Genomic DNA, 18,347 nt, shown 5'->3' with positions numbered 1-18,347 from the left:
ATAGAATGTTGCATCTTCCCTCATGAGCACATTGCTAATACAGCTGTCGGCGAAGCCCGCCAACTTCGCCACGGAATATCTCTACGTCCTCAGCGATGATGGTCAAAGCGTTCAGCGCAGCGGCCAGGCTGCGGCGTCTCTGCTGCCGGCCACGGGCCGCACCACCCAGGTCACCGCCGTCATCCCGGCCGCTCAGCTGTCCTGGCTCAGCGTCACCCTGCCCCCGGGCCTGAACGTGCAAGGCCGGCGCCAGCAGCGCCTGCGCGCCGTGCTTGAAGGTCTGCTGGAGGAAAAGCTGCTCGACGAGCCGTCCACCATGCATCTGGCACTGGACGCCGGCTCCGCCGCAGGCCAGACCTGCTGGGTGGCGGCCTGCGACAAGGGCTGGCTGCAATCCCATCTGCAGGCGCTGGAACACCAGGGCCATGCCGTCAGCCGCCTGGTGCCGGAGCAGTGGCCCAGCAGCAATCCGCAGCTGCTGCTGTCGGGCGACAGCCTGCAGCCCCAGCTCAGCGCCACCGGACTGGATGCGCAGACGGGGCTCGTAATCCTTCCTCAGCACGCAGATCCCATCCTGCTGCAGTCCCTGCTGGCGCGCCTGCCCGAGCAGCTGCCGGTGCTGGCCGAGCCCCATCTGGCCCGCAATGCCGAAGCGCTACAGCGCCCGGTCAGCATCTTCACCGCCGCCCAGCGACTGCTGCAAAGCCATGGCTATGCCGGCGACCTGGCCCAATTCGATCTGGACCTGGGCGGCAGCACCCGCGCCAAGCGGCGCCTGCTCGATGCCTGGCACGGCTTTGCCAAAGCCCCGCAATGGCGCGCCGCCCGCTGGGCTGCAGGCATTGCAGTCGTCGCGCAGCTGGTCGGGCTCAACGCCTGGGCCTTCAAGGAAAACCGCGCCATCGCACTGCGCCAGCAGCAGGCCAAGCAGGTGCTGCAGACCGCCTTCCCGCATGTGCCCGTGGTCATCGATGCGCCGGTACAGATGCAGCGCGAACTGGATCTGCTGCGCAGCAACTCCGGCGCCCTGTCCGCAGGCGATCTCGAAGCACTGCTGGCCGCCAGTGCCGGCATCCAGGGCGTTCAGAACGCCAAGAGCCTGCAATACCAGGACAAGCAGCTGCGCATTTCAGGGCTGGACCTGAGCCCCGAAGCGCTGAGCGACGCGCAGCAAAGTCTGCAGGCCAACGGCTATCTGCTGCAACGCGAAGAGGCGGAGCTGGTTCTCACTGCAAAGGCTCAGCCATGAAGCAGAAAAATGCCCTGAAAACCGCGTTGGCGCCGCTGCGCCAGCGCTGGAGCGCCCTGGCTCAGCGCGAACAGAATCTGTTGCTGCTCGCCGCCAGCGTGGTGCTGCTGGCCCTGCTCTGGTGGGTGGCGCTGGCACCGGCGCTGCATAGCCTGCGCACCGCCCCGGCACGCCATGCAGCAGCGGAGCTCGAGCTGCAGAACATGCTGCAGATGCAGGCCCAGGCCGAGCTGCTGCGTCAGCAGCCGCAAGGCAATAGCGCCGATGCACGCTCGCAGATGGAGCAGTCGCTCAAGACCGAGCTGGGCAACAGCGCCCGGCTGCAGTGGCTGGGCAACCGCGCCCAGGTCAGCCTGACCCAGACCGCCGCTCCGGCCCTGGCCCGATGGCTGGCCCAGGTGCGCGACAACAGCCATGCTTCGGTGGCAGAGATGAAGCTCAACCGCATCCTCGGTGAAACCGCCGACGACGCGGCCATCACCCGCTGGAGCGGCACCCTGCTGCTCGACCTGCCCGGCAACGCGGGCGGGCAGAACTGAACCCAGGCCATGAAACTGTCCCGGTCACGCCCCGCCAGCCAAGCCCTGCGCAGACCGCGCGAGGCGGACGATCCGCATTCGCCGCGCCGCTGGGCAGTGGGCGGTGCCTTGCTGGGTGTTCTGCTGACGGTGCTGGTCCAGGCTCCGGCGGCCTGGCTGGCGGCCGGCGTGCAATCGGTCACGGCCAACCAGGTACTGCTGCAGGAGCCGCGCGGCACGCTCTGGCGTGGCTCGGCCCGACTGGTGCTGACCGGCGGCAAGGACAGCCAGGACCAGAGCAGCTTGCCCACACGCCTGAACTGGACACTGCGCCCCAGCCTGAGCGGCGCCAGCATCAGCCTGCAAAGCGATTGCTGCACCAGCACCCCGATGCTGGCGCAGCTGCAGCCGGGCTGGAACGCCATGACGGTGCGCTTCAAGGACAGCGTGCTGCAACTGCCCGCCGACATGCTGGCCGGCCTTGGCACGCCCTGGAACACCGTGGCCCTGCAGGGCCAGTTGCGCCTGTCCACCGTCGGGCTGACACTGCAGTATCGCGCCGGCCGGGCCACCAGCCAGGGCCTGACGCGGCTGGAAGCATTGGCCGTATCGTCCAGACTGTCGTCGCTCAGACCCCTGGGCAGCTATCGTCTCGACATACAGGGCGGAGACAATGCCCAGCTGAATCTGACCACGCTGGGCGGCGACCTGCAGCTCAGCGGCCAGGGCCAATGGGTGGGCTCGCGCCTGCACTTCAGGGGCGAAGCCTCCGCCAGCCCCGAGCGCGAAGCCGCTCTGTCGAATTTGCTCAATATCTTGGGGCGCCGCCAGGGTGCGCGCTCCATCATCACCTTTGGTTGACCCATGACTCAGCATTCACGCACCGCCTGGCAAAACACACTGCATTCGATAGCTGTTGCCTCGCTTGCCGTCTGCATTTCAGCACCAATTCATGCTCAAACCCAGAGTGGACAAGCGAATGCCACTCCTAGTTTGCGACCAGGCGAGCCGGTCACGCTGAACTTCACCAATGCCGACATCGAAGCCGTATCGCGCGCCATGGCCGCCATCACCAATCGCAATGTGGTGGTGGATCCTCGCGTCAAGGGCCAGATCACGCTGCTGACCGACAAGGCCGTCTCGCCGGCCACGGCCTACCAGCAATATCTGGCGGCGCTGCGCATGCAGGGCTTCACGGTGACGGAGTCGGCAGGCCTGTTCAAGGTGATTCCCGAGGCCGATGCCAAGCTGCAGGCCAGCGAAGTCGCCATCGGCCAGGGCGCACGCGGCAGTCAGGGCGGCGGACAGATCGTCACACAGATCTTCAAACTCAACTACGAGAACGCCAACAATCTGGTGCCCGTGCTGCGGCCGCTGATCAGCCCCAACAACACCATCAACGTCAACCCCGGCAACAACTCGCTGATCATCACCGACTACGCGGACAATCTGCAGCGCATCTCGCGCATCATCGCCAGCACCGATGTCTCCAACGCCACCGATGTGGAAGTCATCTCGCTGCGCCATGCCGTGGCCGCCGACATGGTGGCCCTGGTCAATCGCCTGATGGAAGGTGGCTCGGCCACCGCCGGCGGCGTGGTCCAGGCCGGAGCCGGCGCGGCCGCTGGCCAGGCGGATACCAGTTTCCGCACCTCCATACTGGCCGAGCCGCGCAGCAACTCGGTGCTGGTCCGTGCCGCCAACCCCGCCAAGCTGTCGCAGATCCGCTCGCTGATCGCGCGCCTGGACCAGCCTGCCATGACGGGCAATGGCGACGACGGCAACATCCATGTGGTGTATCTCAAGAACGCCGACGCGGTGTCCCTGGCCGCCACGCTGCGTGCCGCCATCAACGCCCAGACCAGCGCCAGCACCACCCTGGGTGGCCAGCAGGGCATGACGGCAGCGGCCGGCTCGAACACGAATGCTGCCTCCAGCTCCCAGCCCGTGATTTCCCGCGGCACGGACGGCAGTGCCACCGTGGGCCTGGGCGGCGGCAACAGCGGCCCCAGCTCCCGCTTCGGCACCGCCCAGCAACCGTCCACGGGCGGCATGATCCAGGCCGACCCCACGACCAACTCGCTGATCATCACGGCCCCCGGCCCGCTGTACCGTCAACTGCGCACCGTCATCGACAAGCTCGACGGCCGCCGTGCCCAGGTGCTGATCGAAGCGCTGATCGTCGAAGTCTCCGCCGACAAGGCCGCCCAGCTGGGCGTGCAGTGGAGTTCGGTGATCCGCAACAACGGCCGCGTGCTGGGCGTGCTTGGCAACGGCACCTCCATCAGCGGCATCTCCAACATCTTCGGCCTGTCGGGTGCCGTGGGCAATCTGGTCAACGGCACGGCCCTCACCGACAGCCAGGCCTCGGCCATCGGCAGCATGAAGGGCATGAACCTGGGCTTCACCCAGAGCGTCAACGGCAACACCAGCCTGGGCGCCCTGGTCAATCTGATGCAGGGCGACGGCGACACGAATATTCTGTCCACGCCCAATCTGATGACGCTGGACAACGAGGAAGCCAGCATCATGGTGGGCGAGAACGTGCCCTTCCCCACGGGCTCCTACACCAACACCGCAGGTACCTCGGGCTCGGTCAATCCGTTCACCACGTACGAGCGCAAGGACGTGGGCACGCTGCTCAAGATTCGTCCGCAGATCAACGAAAACGGCACCATCAAGATGGCCGTCTACCAGGAGAACTCTGCGGTCAAGCAGGGAACGGCGAATGCACAGTCCGGCGCCACCACCACCAAGCGCTCCATCGAGTCGAATGTGCTGGTCGAGGACGGCGCCATCGTGGTGCTGGGCGGCCTGATTGCCGACGAATACAGCCAGAGCCAGGAGCGCGTGCCGCTGCTGGGCGACATTCCGCTGCTGGGCAATCTGTTCCGCAACACCAGCCGCGAGCGCAAGAAGACCAATCTGATGGTGTTTCTGCGCCCCACCGTGCTGCGGGACGCCAACTCCACCAGCCAGCTCTCGCAGGACCGCTATGAGTCGATTCGCGGCATGCAGCAAACCGTGCAGCCCGACCCCAATCTGCTGATGCGCAATGTCAATGCCGCGCCTTTGTTGCCAGCCTCCAGCAGTGCAACGCCGGCTCGCGCGGCCAATGTGGTCATCGTGCCCGGCGCCAAGCCCGAGATCGTGGATTTCACGCGTCCCGGCCAGCCCACGGTGGACGGCCAGCCCGTGACCGTGACGCCTGTGACGCCCGCCACCCTGCCTCCAGGCACCCTGTAAGCGAAGGCCACGCATGCGCTATCCACTGCCTTATGGCTTTGCCCGCAGCAGCCAGCTGCTGATCGAGGATGACGGCCAGGAGCCCGTGCTCTGGCATGGCCCGCAGCCCGATTGGGCGGCCATCTCCGAAGTGCAGCGCAAGCACGCGGTGCAGCGTTGGCAGTTGCTGGACAGCGGCGCACTGGCCCACCGCATCAGCGCGGCCTATGCGCAAAGCGATTCCAGCGCCGCCATGGTGGTCAGCGAGGTTGAGTCCGATGCCGATCTGACACGCATGATGCAGGACCTGCCGGCCGTGGAGGACTTGCTGGAAACCGCCGACGATGCGCCCATCATCCGCATGCTCAACGCCCTGCTCACGCAGGCGGCACGCGACGGCGCGTCGGACATCCACATCGAGCCCTACGAGCGCCATTCCAGCGTGCGCTTTCGCGTGGACGGCGATCTGCGCGAGGTGGTACAGCCCAACCGTGCCCTGCACGCTGCACTGATCTCGCGTTTGAAGATCATGGCCGACCTGGACATCGCCGAAAAGCGCCTGCCACAGGACGGCCGCATCAGCCTGCGCCTGGGTACAAGAGCCATCGACGTGCGCGTCTCCACCCTGCCCAGCGCCCATGGCGAGCGCGCCGTGCTGCGTCTGCTGGACAAGAGCGAGAGCAAGCTCAGCCTGGAAGCCGTGGGCATGGGCGGCGAGACGCTCAGGCGCTTCACCCATCTCACGGCGCAGCCGCACGGCATCGTGCTGGTCACCGGCCCCACGGGCTCGGGCAAGACCACCACGCTCTATGCCGCGCTGCAGCGCATGGATGCCAGCCACAGCAACATCATGACGGTGGAAGACCCCATCGAATATGAGCTTGCCGGCGTGGGCCAGACCCAGGTCAATGCCAAGATCGAGCTGACCTTTGCCAAGGCCTTGCGCGCCCTGCTGCGTCAGGACCCGGACGTGATCATGATCGGCGAAATCCGCGACTTCGAAACCGCGCAGATCGCCATCCAGGCCTCGCTCACCGGCCACCTGGTGCTGGCCACGCTGCACACCAATGACGCGCCCAGCGCCGTCACCCGCCTGATCGACATGGGGGTCGAGCCCTTTCTGCTGTCGTCCTCACTGCTGGGAGTGCTGGCACAGCGCCTGGTGCGCAAGGTCGATCAGAGCGAACCCAGTGGCTACAGGGGCCGGACCGGCATCTTCGAGCTGCTGGCGGTGGACGACGCCATTCGTGCCCAGATCCATCGCGGCGCCAGCGAGGCCGAGATCCGCGAGACCGCCATGGCGGCAGGCATGCAGCTGATGCGCGAGGACGGCGAACGCCTGGTGCGCGAAGGCATCACCACCCAGGCCGAGGTCATGCGCGTCACGCGGGACTGAGCGACCCCGAGCTCACTCGCGCCAGCGCAGCATGGCCGGGCCCGTGAGCAGCACGCGCACGAAATCGGCCTGCCGCCCCACTCCGACCTTGACCGCCGCCGATTTGAACTGCGAACGCGCGGTATGGATGGACAGGCCCTGTCTCTCGGCGAACTCCTGCAGGGTCCAGCCATTGATCAGCGCCTGGGCCAGTTGAGCTTCTGCCAGAGTGAGCCGGTACAGATTGCGCAGCAACTCCTGCAGCGAGGGAATGCTCAGCGCCGGATCGCTGATCAGCAGCATGGCGGCACTGCGTTCGCCATAGGGACTGCTGTACACGGGCAGCGGCGACACCATGACCTGCAACTGCTGTCCGGCCAGCCCTGTGAAGCGGCTGGCCCTCCCGTGGTGCTGCCCCTTGCCCAGCCCTGTGGCAACACAGTCCCGCATGGCTTTCTGCAACCAGCGCTGGTCTGCGGCATTGGTGGCATGCAGGCTCTCGTCGGCCCTGCGATACATCAGCTGGCTCTGCTCCATCAGGCGCAAGGCCCGGCTGCTGGCATGCATCACGGCCGCACGTTCATCCAGAAGAACCACGCCCACCGGCAGGTCCTCCAGCACGGACAGCGATGCGTTGAGCAATGCCTGGGTGCGGTACAGGCGTCGGTGCATCGCAAACGCGGTCTGCAGATGCGGCATGAGCTGCTGCACCAGACCCAGCTCTTCGGCGCTGTAGGCGCCCACCGCATGCGGCCTGACGACGGTGATGTTGAACGAGCGGTCGTGCTGGTTGTCGACCACGGCCGCGCAGGAATAGAACAGATCCTGAGGCTGCAGCCAGTCGCCATACCATTCGGTACCCGGCAGACTACGGTCGGGAAACAGGGTGGAGGAATTCACCACCGTGCCCGGTCTGTGCAGGCTCTGGTCCTGCAGCCAGACATTGCACTGGCAGTAGTGCGCGGCAAAGCTTTCGAGTTCGGCGGCGGCAAAGCCCTGGCTGGCGCCGAAAGTGCCGAAGCCGCCGTCCAGATCCACCGTCCGCTGCGCGAAATCGTTGGCCCAGATCACGCTGGCCGGTGAACGCAGGGCCGCACCGAACAAGGCCAGAAAGCCCTGCCAGCGTGCCGGCTCCAGCGCCGACTCGTAGATGGCCGCTATCAATGCAGGAACCCGATCCTGCAACATCAAAGGCAGATGCACTACCGCCATAGAGCCCCCTTCCAAGGCTCGCCACAGCAAGTGCCTGATGGCACTTCGCCGGGGATTTATTTCATTTACTCACACTTTGAAATCACTGCAAACCCTTCACCCATTTTGGTGATGTTTTCACGACAACAAGTACTTACAAACAAGGCAGCCACTCTCAACCAAAGGCTGCCATGTCACAAGCACCCACCACCACACCATTCATCCGCCGCTCAGTGTCCCTGGGCTCCCTGATCCTGATTGCCTCCATTGCCGGCTGCGGCGGCGGCAGCGACAACGCTTCTCCCGCACCGTCGCCCTCGCCCGCTCCGGCACCCGCCACCACTTCGGTCTCCACCACCGTGATCGACGGTGCCTTGCAGAACGTCAAGGTCTGCCTGGACAGAAATGACAACGGCAGCTGTGACAGTGAAGAGCCCAGTGCAGTCACCAATGCCTCCGGCCAGGCAAGCCTGGAAGTGCCCGAGGCAGATGTGGGCAAGTACCCGATTCTGGCCCTGGTCACCAAAGACTCCGTCGATGCCGACACCGGCGCCGTTCCCGTGGCCTTCATGCTGCGAGCGCCCGCCGATCAGCCTGGCGTCGTCAGCCCGCTGAGCACCCTGGTCCATGCGCACAGCCAGGCCACGGGCAGCAGCACCAGCGATGCGGCAGCAGCCATCCAGAGCCAGCTCGGCCTGGGCACCTCGGCGCTGGCGGATTTCACCCAGGACGGCAGCAACGCCGGCAAGCTGGCCGCCACCATGGCGCGCCTGATCGTGGTGACCACCCAGACCCAGCTCACCAGCACGGCGGGCGCCACAGGCGTCGACGGCGCGCCGCTGACTTCGGTGCAGCTCAATGCCGCCGTCAACAGCGTGCTGCTGCAGCAGTTGCAAACCCTGGCCACGGCCGTGCTGGACAATCCCGCCCTCAGCGACACCAGCACCTCCATGAAGGACAAGCAATCCGCCATGGAGACCGCAGCCCAGCAGGTGGCCAGCGCCTCTGGCGTCACGGCCGGCAATGTGGGCCTGATCGCAGCCATGCAGGCGCAGACCACCAGCCCCGAGGTCGGCGCCCCCGCGCCGAGCACGCAGCTGCGCTGGCTCAGCTTTACCGACACCAGCAACTACTACATCCGGGCTTTCGAAGCCACGGCCGAACAGAACACGCCCGATGCCAACGGCAAACGCTATTTCACCGAGTTCCGCGAGCGCATGGTCGGCGGCCAGGAGCAGCCCTGGACCCGGCCGCAGGTCTATTGGACGGGCAGCGAATGGTTTGCCTGCCCCACCGATTTCGTACAGCAGACCACCAGCCTCGCCAGCGGCGAGACCGAATCCCTGTACTGCAAGAGCCTGGTCAGCAGAGCCAAGCAAAGCGTGCGCAGTATCGCCGGCCTGAAGATGCGCGACATCGTCACCGAAATCCGCTCCGCTCCCTGGCAGGACTCTGCCGACGGCAGCTTTGCCAACTGGGGGCCCAGGCCCGATCAGGTTCCCGCCGAAACGACCTTCCCCAGCGGCTCCACGCTCAGCTATCGCACCGTCACCGACCTGGGCGGCAGCGACTACTACCTGAGCAACAACGCCAACCGCGCCACCATTCCGCGTGCCGATGCCCCGAACAACCCTGACTCCAGCACCTGGCGCAGCGCGACGCTTGCGGAGTTCATCGCCTGGAACGCCGGTGACTTCGCACCCAACGTCTCGGCCGCCGATGTGCATGGCAACAACGCACGCGTGCTGGTCGGCCGCCGCGACTATCTCAAGCCCGATGGCAGCGCGGCCTACAAGCGCTATATGGTGGGTTTCGAGAACGGCGGCGAGCAGCGCGCACGCTTTTATGAATGCGAGGGCGATATGAGCACCCTGCCCAACAACCGGACCCTGTTCATCAACGGAGTGTCCACCTGCAAGACGATCCTGGTCAGCAACTACAGCATCGCCACCCAGGCAGATGCCAAGGTGCTGCGCTTCACGCAGGAGCCCACCCAGCTCAACGTCAGCAACTTCCAGAACTACCGCCTGTTCGTCGAACGGGGCGGCATCACCTATGTCGGCTATCGGGACAAGCAGATGGTCAGCAATCAGCAGCGGCTCAATGGCACTGCAGCCGATGCGCTGCTTGCCGCCCTCGGCCTGAACTGCCCCCCCGCCTCGCTGCACAGCCCACCTCACGGTGGGCTTTTTTCATGCATGGCCTCAGTCAGCAGCGGTCATTGAGCCTTTGCCAGAATCGTTGCCATGCTTGAAAACCTTCGCACCTCCGTCCAGCCCTATGGCGGCGATCTGTTTCTGCTGCTGATCGCCCTGGCTGTCATCAGCCTCGCCGTGCTGTTCAACCTCAAGACCCGCCTGCCCGTGGACCAGCTGCGCCGCGTGATCCGCATGGCGGCGCTGGTCGCCTTGCTGGGCTCGGTATTTGCCATGCAAGTCGGCAGCACCTACTACGCCATGGCCGCCGTGCTGCTGGCCTGGGGTGTGCTGGTCGGCCTTGTGCTTGGACGTGAAATCGGCCGCAAACGCTGACCCGAAAAACGCTGCAAGCTATCAAAACCATATAGATCAATCGCCATGAAATCCCTGAACAACGTCAAGCTGTCCATGCTGGACCTGGTCGCCGTGCGCGAAGGCGGAATGGTGGCTGATGCCCTGCAGATTGCCGTGCGCACCGCGCAGCAGGCCGAAAAGCTGGGCTTCACCCGCTACTGGCTGGCCGAGCACCACAATATGCCGGGCATTGCGAGTTCGGCCACGGCCGTGCTGATCGGCCACATCGCAGGCGCCACGCAAAAGATTCGTGTAGGCTCGGGCGGCATCATGCTGCCCAACCATGCACCGCTGGTGGTGGCCGAGGCCTTCGGCACACTGGCCGAGCTCTACCCGGGCCGCATCGACCTGGGCCTGGGCCGCGCGCCGGGCACCGATGGAGCGACCATGCGCGCCCTGCGCCGCGACCGCGTGGAGACCGAGGAGGACTTCCCGCGCGACGTGCAAGAGCTGCAGCGCCTGCTGGGCGATCACCAGGATGGAGCACGCATCATCGCCATGCCCGGCGCCGGCACCCACGTTCCCATCTGGCTGCTGGGCTCCAGCCTGTTCTCGGCCCAGCTGGCTGCGCACATGGGCCTGCCCTATGCCTTTGCCTCGCACTTTGCCCCGCGCATGCTGCACCAGGCCCTGGCCATCTATCGTCAGACCTTCAAACCCAGCGCCACGCTGGCCAAGCCTTACGCGATTGTCGGCGTGCCCGTGATTGCCGCCCCCAGCGATGAAGAGGCCCGGTTTCTGGCCAGCAGCACCTATCAGCGCGTGCTCGGCATTCTGACCGGCAACCGCACCCGCCTCATGCCCCCGATACCGGACTTCTGGGAGCAGCTGGATGGGCGCGCCCAGGCGGCGATTGCCGATTTTCTGGCCGTGGGCGTCATCGGCGGCCCGGATACCGTGCGCCAGGGACTGCAGAATCTGGCCGACGAGACCCAGGCCGATGAATTCATGATCGTCAGCGATGTCTATGACGCCGAGCTGCGCCTGCGCAGCCTGGAGATCACGGCTGGCGCCATGCACACCGCCGCCTGAGCGGACCTGGCAGCTCCCTCCTCTCACGCTGCACGGAAGGGGGGAGCGCACAGAGAACGACAAACAGGAGTCCCGGCATGAGAGCATGCCAAACTCCTGCGTCGTTCTCCTCTGAAATTTTCCCATGAGCCGTTCCGCCCGTCTGCTGCAATTGCTGGATACGCTGCGCCGCGCCCGTCAGCCGCAGACCGGGCCCGAGCTGGCCCAGGCGCTGGGCATCAGCCTGCGCACGCTGTACCGCGACATCGCCACCTTGCGCACCCAGGGCGCCGACATCCTGGGCGACCCCGGCATAGGCTTCGAGATGCGGCCCGGCTTTCTGCTGCCGCCGCTGATGTTCAACGCCGACGAGCTGGAGGCACTGCTGCTGGGCGCTCGCTGGGCCAGCCTGCAGGCCGATCCGCAACTGGCCCAGGCCGCCACCGCCGCCATGGACCGTATCCGTTCGGCATTGCCACTGGAGCTGCGCATTGCCGTCGACACCAGCGGCCTGCTGGTTCCCAATATGCAGAACGACCCGCCGCCCGAGCCCTGGCAGGCCGCGCTGCGCCGCGCCATCCGCGCCGAACACAAGGTCGTGCTGCACTACCGCGACCAGCATGGCGTGCCGAGCCAGCGCCGGGTCTGGCCATTTGCCATGGCCTACTTCGAGCGCAGCCGCGTGGTCTCGGCCTGGTGCGAGTTGCGCCAGGCCTTTCGTCACTTTCGCGCCGACCGCGTGGACGCGCTGGAGGATCTGGGCGAACGCTATCCGCAGCGACGCCAGGTGCTGATACAGCGCTGGCTGGATGAAACCGGCTACACGCTGGATTGAACGGCGCTGCTGACAGAAACTGTCAGCCCCCGCTCCTACATTGGCTGCATGGCGTTTTTGCCATGTCACAACAGCCCGCCAAGGAGAGCCGCAATGTCCACACCTCAACAGCCCAAGCTGCGCTTTTTCAGCAACCCCAGATCACGCGCCCGCATGGTGCGCTGGATGCTGGAGGAATGCGGTGCCGACTATGAAACCGTTGAGCTGGAATTCGGGCCCGAGATGAAGTCGCCCGAGTACCTGTCCATCAATCCCATGGGCAAGGTCCCGGCGCTGCAGCATGGCGATGCCGTGGTCACCGAGACCGGGGCCATCCTCGCCTATCTGGCCGAGCTTTTCCCCGAGAAAAGACTGGCCCCGGCGATGGGCAGCCCGGAGCGTGCCAGCTACTTTCGCTGGCTGTTCTTTGTCGCCGGGCCGGTGGAGGCCGTCACAACCGCCCGCAACGAAGGCTGGCTGCAATCGCAAACTCATCAGCAGGCCATAAGCGCGGGCTTTGGCCGCTTTGACGATGTACTGAACACCTTGCTGCATGCGGTGGCCGGCAAACGCTATGTCTGCGGCGACCACTTCACGGCCGCCGATCTGTATCTGGCCAGCTACATTGGTTGGAGCATGATGGACGGCAGCTTGCCCAGGCGGCCCGAATTCGAGGCCTATGCCACGCCGCTGCTGCAGCGTGCAGCCTCGGTGCGCGCCGACGAGATCGACGGCGATATGCAAGCCGCCGCCATGGCGCCAGTCGTCTAAGGGTTTTGGCCTGCAGCGACCGCCAGTCAAGCGCAGGGCCATCAAGATCTACAGCAAACCGCTGCAGACCACTCAGCGAGCCAAGTAACCGCCGTCGACCGGGTAATAAGCGCCCGTCACAAACGACGCGCGGTCGCTGGCCAGCCAGGCCACCAGCTCGGCAATCTCCTCGGGCTGGCCCAGTCGCCCCATGGGATGGGCCGCCACCAGCGCCGCATGCGTGGCAGGGTCCTGCTCCAGACCGCTGATCATGGGGGTCTGGATAAAGCCCGGCCCCACGGCATTGACGCGCACGCCCTGGGCTGAATATTCGAGCGCGGCGGCCTTGGTCAGACCCAGCACGCCATGCTTGGCGGCCGTATAGGCCGCAGAGTTGGCAAAGCCCACGGCACCGAGGATGGACGCCATATTGATGATGGAGCCGCCGCCGCCCTGCAGCATGGCAGCGATCTGGTATTTGCAGGCATAGAAGACGCCCGAGAGATTGACGCGCAGCACCTGCTCCCAGGCATCCAGCGGATAGTCAGCGGTGGGCGCGCTGACGCCGCCGATGCCGGCGTTGTTGCAGGCTGCGTCCAGACGGCCGAAGTGGCGCATGGTCAAGGCCACCAGCGCTTCATGATCCGCCGGGCTGCCAGCGTCGGCGCGCAGATACAGTGCCTCGGCACCCAGCTCGCGCACCAGGGCGGCTGTCTCCTGACCCTGCTCCTCGTTGAGGTCGGCCAGCACCACGCGCGCGCCCTCCCTGGCCCATGTCAGCGCCACACAACGGCCTATGCCGGATGCAGCCCCCGTCACCAATGCAACCTTGTCCTTGAGCATCGAAACCTCCCGTTCTTGAATCGGCAGACCATTGTGCCGAGCTCGACCGCGGCAGTCATGACCTGCATCAAGCCGGGTCCGCTCTCTCAAATGCCGAAGGGCTGACATCATTAGTCGCTACCATCTGCACTAAACCGTCACTGTCAGATCGATTCGCGCATGCCTGCCTTTACCTTTGAAGCCCTGGATGCCCAGGGCCAGACCCGCAAGGGCACCCTGGAAGCCGACAACGCCCGTGCCGCGCGCAGCCAGCTGCGCAGCCAGGCCCTGGTGCCGCTGCAGGTCGAGCCCGTCGCCGCAGGCCAGGGCCGGGGCCGGACAGGCGCATCCGGATGGCTCACGCGCCCGGTCTTCAACTCCACCAGCCTGGCGGTCTGGACCCGCCAGCTCTCGGGGCTGGTCAGCTCCGGCCTGCCCATAGAACGCGCACTGGCCGCGCTGGCCGAGGAAGCCGAGGATGAACGCCAGCATCAGCTGGTCGCGGCGCTGAGGGCCGAGGTCAACGCCGGCTCCAGCTTTGCCAAGGCGCTGGAGCAGCATCCACGCGAGTTTTCCGACATCTTCTGCGCCGTGATCGGCGCCGGGGAATCCAGCGGCAGCCTGGGCCCGGTGCTGGAGAATCTGGCCGACGACCTGGAAGCGCGTCAGGCGCTGCAGTCCAAGCTCATCGGCGCCTCGCTGTATCCGGCCATCGTGACGCTGGTGGCCATCGTCATCGTGATCTTCCTCGTCAGCTATGTGGTGCCGCAGGTGGCAGGCGTGTTTGCCGGCACCAAGCGCGCCCTGCCGTTTCTCACCGTGGTCATGCTCGGCATCAGCGACTTTGTGCGCAGCTATGGCTGGTTCATGCTGGCCGTGCTGCTGCTGGCTGCCGTGGGTTTTCGGCTGGCGCTCAAGAACGAGGCATTTCGCGAGCGCTTCGATGCCCAGTGGCTGCATCTGCCGCTGATAGGCCGGCTCTCGCGCAGCTATAACGCGGCGCGCTTTGCCGGCACCCTGGCCATGCTGGCCGGAGCGGGCGTGCCCATTCTCAAGGCCTTGCAGGCCGCCGCCGAGACGCTCAACAACCGCGCCCTGCGCGCCGATGCCATGGATGCGCTGGTGCTGGTGCGCGAAGGCGCGCCACTGGCCTCTGCCCTGGCACAGAAGAAGCGCTTTCCGGGTCTGGTCGCCATGTTCGCCCGACTGGGCGAGCAGACGGGCCAGCTGCCGCTGATGCTGCAGCGCGCCGCCACCCAACTGTCCACCGAGGTCCAGCGCCGTGCCATGCACCTGGCCACGATTCTCGAGCCCCTGCTCATCGTCGTCATGGGGCTGGTGGTCATGCTCATCGTGCTGGCCGTGCTCATGCCCATCATCCAGCTCAACCAGTTCGTCAAATAGGCCTGACAGGCCTGTGCCGGTGCGGAAGCACCCACTCCAGCTTGGCGCAATTCTTGCTTTCTTTTAGTGCATTGCGGGGTTTTTCCGCAATTTCGCACCAATAAATAGCAAATTTCAGCTGGAGTGTTTTCATGCAAGCACTAAAACAGGGCGCGGATGCCCTGTTCATTTTGATGGGCGCCGTCATGGTTCTGGCCATGCACGCCGGTTTCGCCTTTCTGGAGCTGGGCACCGTGCGCCGCAAGAACCAGGTCAATGCCCTGGTCAAGATCCTGGTCGACTTCTCGGTCTCCACCGTGGTCTATTTCGCGGTCGGCTATGGCGTGGCCTACGGCACGCACTTTTTCGTGGGCGCCGAGCAGTTGGCGGCGCTCAACGGCTACGGCCTGGTCAAGTTCTTCTTTCTGCTGACCTTCGCGGCTGCCATTCCCGCCATCATCTCGGGCGGCATTGCCGAGCGCGCCAAGTTCTGGCCCCAGCTGATCGCCACGGCCATGATCGTGGGCCTGATCTACCCCTTCTTCGAGGGCATTGCCTGGAACCAGCATTTCGGCGTGCAAGCCTGGATCAAGGCGCTGACCGGCTCCGAGTTCCATGACTTTGCCGGCAGCGTGGTCGTTCACGCCGTGGGGGGCTGGATCGCCCTGGGAGCCGTGCTGCTGCTGGGCCCGCGCCGCAATCGCTACCGCCAGGGCGGAGCGATTGCGGCCACACCGCCCTCCAGCATTCCCTTTCTGGCGCTGGGCGCCTGGATTCTGATCGTGGGCTGGTTCGGCTTCAATGTGATGAGTGCCCAGAGTCTGGACAAGATCTCGGGTCTGGTCGCCGTGAACTCGCTGATGGCCATGGTGGGTGGCACGCTGGCCGCCCTGGCGGTGGGCAAGAACGACCCGGGTTTTGTGCACAACGGCCCGCTGGCCGGTCTGGTCGCCGTCTGCGCCGGCTCGGATCTGATGCACCCTCTGGGGGCACTGGTCGTGGGGGCTGCCGCCGGAGCCATCTTTGTCTTCATGTTCACGCTGACGCAGAACAAATGGAAGATCGACGACGTGCTGGGCGTGTGGCCGCTGCACGGTCTGTGCGGCGCCTGGGGCGGCATTGCAGCCGGCATCTTCGGCACGCAGGCCCTGGGCGGGCTTGGCGGCGTGCATCCGCTGGCCCAGCTCATAGGCACGCTGATGGGCGTGGCCTGGGCTGCGCTGGGCGGCCTGCTGGTCTACGGCCTGCTCAAGAAGACCATGGGCCTGCGCCTGAGTCAGGAACAGGAATTCGACGGCGCCGACTTGTCCATCCACCACATCAGTGCCACGCCAGAGCGCGAAGCCAACTGGTGAGGGCGCGGCGGCCTGCGTATCATCGGAGCTTGTCTGCACATCCGCTCAAAGCCGTACCGCCATGGCCATGACCCTGAACGACAAGCTCGTCGTCGCCATCTCCTCGCGAGCCCTGTTCGATTTCGAGGAGGAAAACCGCCTCTTCGAGGACAGCGACCCGGCGAGCTATCTGCGCCTGCAGCGCGAGCGGCTCAACGTGCCTGCCGCACCGGGCGTTGCCTTCTCGCTGGTCAAGAAGCTGCTGGCCTTCAACACCGAAGGACAGCAGCATGTGGAGGTGGTGCTGCTCTCGCGCAACGACCCCGTCAGCGGCATGCGCGTCTTCCGCTCGGCCAAGGCCCACGGCCTGCACTCCATACAGCGCGGCGTGTTCACCCAGGGGCGTGACCCTTTCGGTTATCTGCGCCCTCTGGGAGCCCAGCTGTTTCTGTCGGCGAATGCCGATGACGTGACCCAGGCACTGCAGCTGGGCTACCCGGCCGCCCATGTGTTCACCGACTCCATGCGCGCCAGCAGCAGCCATCCGCGCGAAGTGCGCATCGCTTTCGACGGCGATGCCGTGCTGTTCAGTGACGAGGCCGAGCGCATCTTCCAGGCCCAGGGCCTGGAGGCATTCCAGCAGCATGAACTGGAAAAAGCCGCCCAGCCGCTGCCCGAAGGCCCGTTCAAGCCGCTGCTGGCCGCCCTGCACCGGCTGCAGCAGGCCGATGTGGCCGGCATGCGCGTGCGCACTGCGCTGGTCACGGCGCGCAGCGCCCCGGCCCATGAGCGCGCGCTCAATACGCTGATGGACTGGAAGATCGATGTCGATGAAGCCATGTTTCTCGGCGGACTGGCCAAGGGCGGGTTTCTGCGCGAGTTCGAGCCCGACTTCTTCTTCGACGACCAGACCGGCCATGTGCGCAATGCGGCCGGACATGTTCCCTCGGGCCATGTGCGCAGCGGCATTGCCCATGACAAGGCGGAGCTGCCTACGTAAAGCTTGGCAAAGTCCGGCAAGCGAATGCAAAACTTTGAAAGTGCGGCGGGCCGGAGGTTGAGAATGCCGTCATGGCCCTCATCTGTACTGCTTGTCAAAAGCCAAGAACCACCCCATCGTCGCCCGCAGCAGCTCGGTCATGAAGACCGCCATGGGCGTGCTGCTGACCAGCGCCGTGCTGCTGCTGCCCACGGTGCGCGCCGAGGAAACCGCCGGCGACAAGATCGGGGAAAGACAGGGAACCCAGCTCTCCAAGGGCGAGATCAAGGCCCAGCAGCAATTCAAGATGCTGGACTTCAATCAGGATGGCAAGCTCAGCCGCAAGGAAGTGGCCATCATCCCCAAGCTGGCCGCCGCCTTTGACGAAACCGACACCAACAAGGACGGCTTCGTCACTTATGAGGAAGTGCGCGCCTTTGCCGTCAAATACCGTGCAGCGCGTGAAAAGGCCAAGGCCGCCGAAGCCGTGGCTGCTGCGCCGGCCAAGGACGACGCTCACAAATCAGAAGCTGATAGCGCAGGCTCTGAAAGCAAATAAGACATAAAAAGAGCTGAAGCGCTTTAATATCAAGCGCAATCAGCTCTCAAAATAAAAGCAAACGCCTTACTTGGCGTTGCCGCTACGCTTGACCCGGGGCTCAGAATAAGTCAGCGGCTCATTGCGCGCCTGCTGCTTGCTCTGCAGCAGATCCTCCGACTTGCTGGTTTCCTGCGCCTGTTCCACCGCCTGGGCGCTGGCGCGCCACATGGACTGGATGAACTCGATCAGCTGCTTGGAGATAGGCTCCTTGGGCGGCTCCTCCACCTCTTCCTTTTGCTTGATCTCCTCGGCCAGGGTCCAGTCACGGTTCTCGGTGTCGGGAGCCGATGGCTTCTCTGGTTCGCGCACCGTGCGGCCCTCGCCGATCTTGTCCACAGACTCTGGAGCATTCACGGCGTTTACGGGGCGCACCGGCGCGGCGCCCGAAGCCCCTGTGGAGTACAAATCCGCACCCTGGGTACGCCAGGGCGTCTGTGTCCGGTCTAGAGGTGGAATTTGCATGGCTTGGCCCTCGGCAGTAAAAAGGTGCAGGCGGAAAAACAGCTATCTCGCCCTGTTATCGGCCACGCTTGAGAAAACTGT

16 protein-coding genes and 1 pseudogene are annotated in these 18,347 nt (G+C 65.3%); 14 read left to right on the top strand and 3 right to left on the bottom strand.

The features are described from left to right. Positions 1-22: 22 nt before the first annotated feature. The 5 genes from gspL to ACLBXN_RS00845 are packed head-to-tail and all read left to right on the top strand — an operon-like array spanning position 23 to position 6,388. Positions 23-1,249 (top strand): type II secretion system protein GspL, encoded by a 1,227-nt coding sequence (gene gspL / locus ACLBXN_RS00865; RefSeq protein WP_447610832.1) that lies wholly within the window; start codon positions 23-25, stop codon positions 1,247-1,249. Then, complete coding sequence (gene gspM / locus ACLBXN_RS00860; protein WP_447610831.1) at positions 1,246-1,788, top strand: type II secretion system protein GspM; 543 nt, start codon at positions 1,246-1,248, stop codon at positions 1,786-1,788. Before gspL ends, gspM begins: the two co-directional genes overlap by 4 nt. Before the next feature lie 9 nt (positions 1,789-1,797). Continuing rightward, on the top strand, positions 1,798-2,628 hold the full coding sequence (gene gspN / locus ACLBXN_RS00855) for a type II secretion system protein N (protein ID WP_447610830.1): 831 nt from the start codon (positions 1,798-1,800) through the stop codon (positions 2,626-2,628). A gap of 3 nt (positions 2,629-2,631) precedes the next feature. Beyond that, positions 2,632-5,013 carry a type II secretion system secretin GspD gene (gene gspD / locus ACLBXN_RS00850; protein ID WP_447610829.1) on the top strand — a complete coding sequence of 794 codons (2,382 nt, stop codon included), beginning with the start codon at positions 2,632-2,634 and terminating at the stop codon, positions 5,011-5,013. A 13-nt stretch (positions 5,014-5,026) separates the two neighbouring features. Further along, positions 5,027-6,388, top strand: a complete 1,362-nt coding sequence (locus ACLBXN_RS00845) for a GspE/PulE family protein (RefSeq protein WP_211457807.1) — start codon at positions 5,027-5,029, stop codon at positions 6,386-6,388. Positions 6,389-6,400: 12 nt separating this feature from the next. Here the strand turns inward: ACLBXN_RS00845 and ACLBXN_RS00840 are convergent, their stop codons facing one another. Next, the gene (locus ACLBXN_RS00840; protein ID WP_447610828.1) at positions 6,401-7,579 is read right to left on the bottom strand and encodes a helix-turn-helix transcriptional regulator; all 1,179 of its coding nucleotides are present in this window, start codon (positions 7,577-7,579) and stop codon (positions 6,401-6,403) included. A gap of 170 nt (positions 7,580-7,749) precedes the next feature. Between ACLBXN_RS00840 and ACLBXN_RS00835 the strand changes: the two genes are divergently transcribed. The 5 genes from ACLBXN_RS00835 (at position 7,750) to ACLBXN_RS00815 (ending at position 12,706) form a co-directional block, all read left to right on the top strand. Continuing rightward, positions 7,750-9,783, top strand: coding sequence for a hypothetical protein (locus ACLBXN_RS00835; protein WP_447610826.1), 2,034 nt, complete (start codon positions 7,750-7,752; stop codon positions 9,781-9,783). Positions 9,784-9,804: 21 nt separating this feature from the next. Further along, on the top strand, positions 9,805-10,089 hold the full coding sequence (locus tag ACLBXN_RS00830) for a hypothetical protein (protein ID WP_447610825.1): 285 nt from the start codon (positions 9,805-9,807) through the stop codon (positions 10,087-10,089). Between the two features lie 45 nt (positions 10,090-10,134). Then, positions 10,135-11,142 carry an LLM class flavin-dependent oxidoreductase gene (locus ACLBXN_RS00825; RefSeq protein WP_447610824.1) on the top strand — a complete coding sequence of 336 codons (1,008 nt, stop codon included), beginning with the start codon at positions 10,135-10,137 and terminating at the stop codon, positions 11,140-11,142. A 124-nt stretch (positions 11,143-11,266) separates the two neighbouring features. After that, positions 11,267-11,956, top strand: a complete 690-nt coding sequence (locus ACLBXN_RS00820; protein WP_039049554.1) for a helix-turn-helix transcriptional regulator — start codon at positions 11,267-11,269, stop codon at positions 11,954-11,956. Positions 11,957-12,049: 93 nt separating this feature from the next. Continuing rightward, complete coding sequence (locus ACLBXN_RS00815; protein WP_043003597.1) at positions 12,050-12,706, top strand: glutathione S-transferase family protein; 657 nt, start codon at positions 12,050-12,052, stop codon at positions 12,704-12,706. 72 nt (positions 12,707-12,778) lie between these two features. On the opposite strand, the gene ACLBXN_RS00810 is transcribed toward ACLBXN_RS00815, so the two are convergent. Then, complete coding sequence (locus tag ACLBXN_RS00810) at positions 12,779-13,528, bottom strand: SDR family NAD(P)-dependent oxidoreductase (RefSeq protein ID WP_447610823.1); 750 nt, start codon at positions 13,526-13,528, stop codon at positions 12,779-12,781. Between the two features lie 159 nt (positions 13,529-13,687). On the opposite strand from ACLBXN_RS00810, the gene gspF reads away from it, so the two are divergent. The 4 genes and pseudogenes from gspF (at position 13,688) to ACLBXN_RS00790 (ending at position 17,762) form a co-directional block, all read left to right on the top strand. Next, positions 13,688-14,911, top strand: coding sequence for a type II secretion system inner membrane protein GspF (gene gspF / locus ACLBXN_RS00805; RefSeq protein ID WP_211457813.1), 1,224 nt, complete (start codon positions 13,688-13,690; stop codon positions 14,909-14,911). A gap of 131 nt (positions 14,912-15,042) precedes the next feature. Then, a complete protein-coding gene (locus ACLBXN_RS00800) occupies positions 15,043-16,245 on the top strand; it encodes an ammonium transporter (RefSeq protein ID WP_211457814.1) in 1,203 nt (400 codons plus the stop codon). A gap of 61 nt (positions 16,246-16,306) precedes the next feature. Next, positions 16,307-17,224: a 5'-nucleotidase gene (locus ACLBXN_RS00795; RefSeq protein WP_447610822.1), complete on the top strand. Its 918-nt coding sequence runs from the start codon at positions 16,307-16,309 to the stop codon at positions 17,222-17,224. A 71-nt stretch (positions 17,225-17,295) separates the two neighbouring features. Next, a pseudogene (locus tag ACLBXN_RS00790) lies at positions 17,296-17,762 on the top strand (EF-hand domain-containing protein). A gap of 66 nt (positions 17,763-17,828) precedes the next feature. On the opposite strand, the gene ACLBXN_RS00785 reads toward ACLBXN_RS00790, so the two are convergent. Further along, positions 17,829-18,266, bottom strand: a complete 438-nt coding sequence (locus ACLBXN_RS00785) for a hypothetical protein (protein ID WP_167006605.1) — start codon at positions 18,264-18,266, stop codon at positions 17,829-17,831. Positions 18,267-18,347: the final 81 nt, after the last annotated feature.

The organism is Comamonas sp. C24C (assembly GCF_053345995.1).
This window is presented reverse-complemented; position numbering and strand designations above follow the sequence as displayed.